This is a genomic window from Methylorubrum podarium (genome assembly GCF_022179745.1).
Lineage (GTDB): Bacteria > Pseudomonadota > Alphaproteobacteria > Rhizobiales > Beijerinckiaceae > Methylobacterium > Methylobacterium podarium.
The window spans coordinates 1-6,196 of sequence record NZ_BPRD01000519.1 but is presented as its reverse complement, the minus strand read 5'-3'; the positions used below and the strand labels follow the sequence as shown (position 1 = coordinate 6,196).

Genomic DNA, 6,196 nt, shown 5'->3' with positions numbered 1-6,196 from the left:
GCCAGGTCGATGTCCTGGTCTCGCAAGGCCGCAAGGTGTCTGAAGCAATCCGATCCATCGAGGTGACCGAGGTCACGGTTTACCGCTGGCGATCCGAGTACGGCGGCCTGAAGGGCGATCAGGTCAAGCGGCTGAAGTCCTTGGAGATGGAGAATTTGCGTCTGCGTCGAGCGATCTCTGATCTGACGCTGGAGAAGTTGATCCTGAAGGAGGCAGCTTCGGGAAACTTCTGAGCCCGGCTCGCCGCCGGGCTTGCGTCAACCCCGTCGTAGCTGAGCACGGTGTCTCGGACCGCTTCGCCTGCCGCGTCCTGGGCCAGCATCGTTCGACCCAGCGCCAATGCGCCGTGGTGGTCGAGGATGAGGCCGCACTGACCGCCGCCATCGTCGCGCTGGCCCTTCAGTATGCCTGGCCATCCGCGTATCTCGTAAGCTGAAGGCGCACGACGTGATCGACGTACTCTCGGATCTGTTCAGCCTGCGCGGTATGCCGGGCCATATCCGCTCGGACAATGGCCCGGAGTTCATCGCGAAAGCTGTCCGAGACTGGATCGCGGCGGTCGGCTCACAGACTGCCTACATCGAGCCGGGCAGTCCCTGGGAGAACGGCTATTGCGAGAGCTTCAACGCGAAGCTGCGAGATGAACTCCTGAACGGCGAGGTGTTCTACACCCTCAAGGAGGCTGGCGTCGTGATCGAGCAGTGGCGGACGCACTACAACAGCACCCGTCCGCACTCCGCGTTGGGCTACCAGCCGCCTGCGCCAGAGATCGTCATCTGGCCGGGAGAGCCAAGCGGTTCAGCCCCGTCCGCTCGCCCCGCCATCGTCATGCGACCGACAATGCACTAACTTCGCACCTGTGCCACCGAATGGGGGCAGGCCACGTTGATCGGCATCGTGCGGTGGATCCCTTCGCGGTCGGGTGCGTGGCGCAAAAGCGCCCCACGGCGGGGCGCTTACCCTTAATGGGCACGGCCCTTCAGCCCCGAACGCACGAATCGACCGGATCTCTCCTGCTGCTTCCGCAGGCCCTGCCGAGCGGGGCGCGTAAAGCAGCTAAGTCATTGAGAAATTTGGCGCGCCAGCTCGAATATAAATGCGAATATAAATGCGAACGCGTATGTGATTGAGATTTTGAGGTGAATCCGCCTTCGCCTCATAGCCGCTCACCTTCCGCGACCGCGTCATAGGTGGCGCCAATACGGTCTGCATTCCACCTGCCGCCGAGCTCGGCCGCGATAAAGGTCCAAATCTGGGCTCATCCGCGCTTTCGGTGCTGAAGGCTTGGCGTCTGATCAAGCCTTGCTGATCGCGGCTCATGCAGCATGCAAGACGCGCTGTCAGGACGTCCCGTCCGATCAAGCCGGAATCCTTCAAAAGCGTATGAGTTCGTGGCGGTCGTCTCCGCTCGGAAAGTGGACGGGCAAGCGCGCGTGAGACGACAACGGCGAGGCACAATGGCTCCTGAGGGCGCAGGTTTTGACGTTCCGTCCGGAGAAGTCGCCATGCTCCGGATCCTGTCCTTGGGCCCCTAGAGGAGACCCTCGTGCCGACCTTGACACTTGAGCGCCCGCTGCCCGGAGCCCGTCAATACGAGAAGTACAACCGCCTGATAGCGGCAGCCCAGGCGCTGCCGAGGCTGAACGTGGCGGTCGCTCATCCCTGTGACGAGTTTGCCCTCGTTGCTGCGCTCGAAGCCGCGGAGCTCGGCATTATCGAACTCATCACTGGTCGGGTCGCGGGCGAAAGTGGAAGCCACCGCGGCGGCCCTTGGCGCCGACATCAGCCCGTTCCGGCTCTGCGAGGCCGCGCACAGCCCCCCGCTAAACGCACGGCTCCGGCCTCGTCGCCCGGGTCATTCCGACGGACGAGGAACGGATGATCACGCAGCACGCGCGAAGTGTCAGGCCGGAACCAATGTCAGCCGGCCTTGAGAACGATGGGAGCTCGAGATGGAATCGCTAAAGACGAAGCCGACAGCCGAGCACAAACTCGGGGACGAAACCTTCATGTCCGCCGAAGAACTTGGAGTTTACACGGCTAAGCTGAAGAATGCGAAGGCCATGCAGGTGGAAGATCGTGCGGACAAGGCACGAGCCGAGCTCATCGAGACGCTGTCCGAACCAATCGAGTTGACGCCGAAGAAGGTGCAAGAAATTACGCAATCGCTCTTGCACAAGCTCCGCATCGCTGCCGAGCAGGGCAACAACGAACTTTTGGTGATGCGTTTCCCGGACGTGATGTGCAGCGACCGAGGCCGGGCCGTCAACAACTTCGAGAAGAGCTGGCCCGAAACCCTGACTGGTCGACCGCGGCAAGCCTTCGAGTTCTGGCGCGACCGTCTGCAACCTGCCGGCTATGACCTAAAGGCAATGATCGTCGACTGGCCGGACGGCATGCCTGGCGACGTGGGCCTTTTCCTCACTTGGGAAACACGCCGCGTGTGACCTCTTGAGGGTCTGGATTGCCATCGTAGCCGACGTTCAGCAATCCCGGCCGGCCGCCGCACAGCGCAGGGGGCACACCGATGACGCGAATCCCCGACGGCAACGTGTTGGCCGGCCGGCGCGCCCTTGTTCTAGGCGTCGCCAACGCCCACTCCGTTGCGTATGGCTGCGCCCGGGTGTTCCGCCGCCTCGGGGCCGAGGTCGCGCTGACCTATGCGAACGAGAAGGCGAAGCCCCACGTCGAGCCGCTGGCGCGTGAGCTTGGGACTTCCCTGTTCATGCCGTGCGACGTTCAGCAGAACGGCGATCTCGAAGCCGTCTTCCAGCAGATCGCCGAGACCTGGGGCAGCCTAGACATCGCCCTGCACTCCATCGCCTTCGCGCCCAAGGAAGACTTGCAGAGCCGGCTCGTCGACAGCTCGTCAGGGGGCTTCAAGGTGGCGATGGACGTCTCCTGCCACTCCTTCATCCGCATGGCCCGGCTCGCCGCGCCCTTGATGCCGGCAGGGGGCACCCTCCTGACCATGAGCTATCACGGCGCCACCAAAGTGGTGCCGAACTATCACCTGATGGGGCCCGTAAAGGCAGCGCTGGAGAGCGCGGTCCGCTATCTCGCCTACGAACTCGGGCAGCAGGAGATCCGCGTCCACGCGCTCTCGCCCGGCCCCCTGAAGACGCGCGCCGCCTCCGGGCTCAAGGATTTCGATTTGCTTCTGGCCGAGGCGATGCAGCGCGCGCCGATCGGCGAACTCGTCGACATCGACGATGTCGGACTCACGGCGGCCTACCTGACGACGCCCTACGCCGCCCACCTGACCGGCATGACCGTCTACGTGGACGGCGGCCTCAGCATCATGGCGTGATCGCTCGCGCCGAAGCAGGGCGGGAGCGGGCGTTAGTACAGCTCCGGGACAAAGCGCCTGTCCCGGAGCGTGTCGTCGTACGCGTTGTCCCGGCAGCGCTTCGGCAAGTTCACTGCCTCGCGCTTCACCGCCTTGTGGGGGATCAGGTTGAGCAGGTGGGCGAGGCAGTTGAGCCGCGCCCGGCGCTTGTCGTCCGAGCGGACGATGTACCAGGGCGCCTCCTCCGTGTCGGTCGCCGCGAGCATGGCGTCCCGGGCCCGGGAGAAGCCGTACCAACGGCCGTAGGATTCGAGATCCATTGGGCTCAGCTTCCACTGCCGGAGGGGATCCTCGATCCGGGCCTCGAAGCGGCGCTTCTGCTCCGACTTGCCGACCTCCAGCCAGAACTTGATGAGCCGGATGCCGCCGCCGACGATGAAGCGTTCGATGCGAGGGCAGAGTTCGAGAAACCGGCGATACTCCGCCTTAGTGCAGAACCCCATCACGTGCTCGACGCCGGCCCGGTTGTACCAGCTTCGGTCGAAGATTACGATCTCGCCAGCGGCGGGGAAGTGCGCGATGTAGCGCTGCAGGAACATCTGCGTCTTCTCGCGGTCCGAGGGCGCCGGTAGCGCGACGACGCGGAACACGCGTGGGCTGACCCGTTCGGTGATAGCCTTGATCGTCCCGCCCTTCCCGGCCGCGTCCCGCCCCTCAAAGACCACGATGACCCGCTCGCCGGTCTGCCGCACCGCCTCCTGAAGGTGACAGAGCTCGACTTGGAGCTTGCGCAGGTCCCTCTCGTAGACCTTCCGCTTGAGCTTCTTACCCCGATCGACCTCGTCCGTCCCGGGCCGCTCCTCCAGCATGGTCTGCTCGGTCTTGTGCATCGCCCAACTCCTGTCCGCCGGCCTCACTCGGCCGGGAGGTGTTCCGGAGAGGATGCAGGCCGGGCCGCCGGCCTGGTTTTCTTCGCGGCTTGTCCTCCCACGAGGCTCCAGGCCCGCTCACGCAGGCTCTGGAAGACCACGTAGAGGGGTGGAATCACGAAGATGCCGATGAAAGAGGCGGCGATCATGCCGCCGAAGACGGGGGTTCCGACATCGCGCCGTGCGAGCTGCGAGGCGCCGGTGGCAATGACGAGCGGTAGCAGGCCGAGGATGAAGGCGAAGGAGGTCATCATGACGGGCCGGAAGCGCAGCCGGGCGCCTTCGGTCGCCGCCTCGCGCACGGTCATGCCCTGCTCGCGCTTCTCCTTGGCGAACTCGACGATCAGGATGCCGTTCTTGGCGGCAAGGCCGATCAGCACCACCATGCCGATCTGGGCGTAGAGGTCGAGCGTCAGCCCGCCCCATACCATCGCCGCGTAGGCGCCGAGGATGCCGACCGCGACCGAGAGCAGCACCGGCACGGGAATCGACCAGCTCTCGTAGAGGCCGACGAGGAACAGGAACGCGAAGAGAATCGCGAAGCTGAGGATGATGGCGGTCTTGCCCTCCGCTCGCTTCTCCTGAAAGGCCGTGTCGGTCCACTCGCCCGCGAATCCCGCCGGCATCGTGCGGGCGGCGACCGCCTCCATCGCGGCGAGCGCCTGGCCCGAGGAAATCCCGGGGGCGGGCGAGCCCTGGATGGTGACGGCGCGCAGGTTGTTATAGCGGATCAGCGCCGGCGGCCCGACCACGATCCGAACCTCGGCGAGGCTGCGCAGCGGCACCATCTGCCCGTCCTTGTTGCGCACGTTGATGCGGTAGATGTCGTCGATCCTCGCCCGGTCCGCCGCCTCGGCCTGGACCTGCACCTGCCAGGTTCGCCCGAACAGGTTGATGTCATTGACGTAGTAGCCGCCGAGCGAGGCCTGGAGCGCCTGGAAGACGTTGTTCAGGGGGACGCCGAGGATCTGGACCTTGTTGCGGTCGATATCGAGATAGATGGAAGGGTTCGTTGCCGAGAAGGTGCTGAAGACGCGGTTGAGGCGCGGCTCCTCGTTGGCCGCCACGATCAGGCCGCGCAGCACTTGGGCGAGTTCCTTTGGTTCGCCGCCGCGCAGATCTTCCAAGACGTAGGCGAAACCGCCACCGGTGCCGAGACCGATGATGGGCGGTGGGGCCAGCGGCACGACCGTTCCGCCCTCGATCGCCCGGAAGCGCTGGCCGAGGCGCGCGATGATCGCGCCCGCGCCCTGGGACGCTTCTTTGCGCTCCTCGAAAGACTTGAGCGTGACGACCAGGAAGGCGGCGTTTCCTTGCGAATAGTTGTCGATGAAGTTCAGTCCGATCACGGAGGTTGTGTCGGCCACCGCATGCTCCTCACGCAGGATGGCCTCGGCTCGGGTCACGACTTCGGAGGTCCGTCCGACCGAGGCTCCTTCGGGAAGCTGCACCACGACGAAGAAGGCGCCCTGGTCGTCCTCCGGCAGGAAGCCGGTCGGGGTGATTTTCGCGAGCTGCACGGTGCCGTAGGCCGCGACGCCGGTCAGCACGAGGCCGAGGACGGAGAGGCGCACGATGCGCCCCACGGCGGCACCGTAGCCATCGCGGACCCGGTCGATCGCCCGCATGATCAGGCCCATGATGCCCCGGCGCGGGCCGTGATGCGGGCGCAGCAGCACTCCGCACAGCGCCGGCGACAGCGTGAGCGCGTTGATGGCCGAGAGCAGCATCGAGACCGAGACCGCGACGGCAAATTGTCGGAAGAGCTCGCCTGAGATGCCGGGCACGAAGGCCACCGGAACGAACACGGAGAGCAGGACCAGCGTGATCGCGATGATGGGTGCGGTGATCTCCGCCATGGCCCGCTTCGTCGCCTCGCGCGGCGACAGTTCCGGGTGTTCCTCCATCACGCGCTCGACGTTCTCGACCACGACGATGGCGTCGTCGACGACGATGCCGATGGCGAGGCCGACGATGG

The 6,196-nt window shown here is 65.2% G+C and carries 4 protein-coding genes and 1 pseudogene; 3 read left to right on the top strand and 2 right to left on the bottom strand.

Annotated features, from left to right (window positions below; translation table 11 throughout):
* The 3 genes and pseudogenes from MFF42_RS22570 to fabI form a co-directional block, all read left to right on the top strand.
* Window positions 1-849 (top strand): annotated as a pseudogene (locus MFF42_RS22570) (integrase core domain-containing protein); the annotation flags it as partial.
* Window positions 850-1,952: 1,103 nt separating this feature from the next.
* Complete coding sequence (locus tag MFF42_RS22560; protein ID WP_238257908.1) at window positions 1,953-2,447, top strand: hypothetical protein; 495 nt, start codon at window positions 1,953-1,955, stop codon at window positions 2,445-2,447.
* An 80-nt stretch (window positions 2,448-2,527) separates the two neighbouring features.
* Window positions 2,528-3,310, top strand: coding sequence for an enoyl-ACP reductase FabI (fabI, locus tag MFF42_RS22555; protein ID WP_238257907.1), 783 nt, complete (start codon window positions 2,528-2,530; stop codon window positions 3,308-3,310).
* A 32-nt stretch (window positions 3,311-3,342) separates the two neighbouring features.
* Here the strand turns inward: fabI and ppk2 are convergent, their stop codons facing one another.
* The gene (gene ppk2 / locus MFF42_RS22550; RefSeq protein WP_373875210.1) at window positions 3,343-4,179 is read right to left on the bottom strand and encodes a polyphosphate kinase 2; all 837 of its coding nucleotides are present in this window, start codon (window positions 4,177-4,179) and stop codon (window positions 3,343-3,345) included.
* Between the two features lie 23 nt (window positions 4,180-4,202).
* On the bottom strand, window positions 4,203-6,196 hold a 1,994-nt coding region (locus tag MFF42_RS22545), incomplete at its 5' end, for an efflux RND transporter permease subunit (protein WP_238257905.1).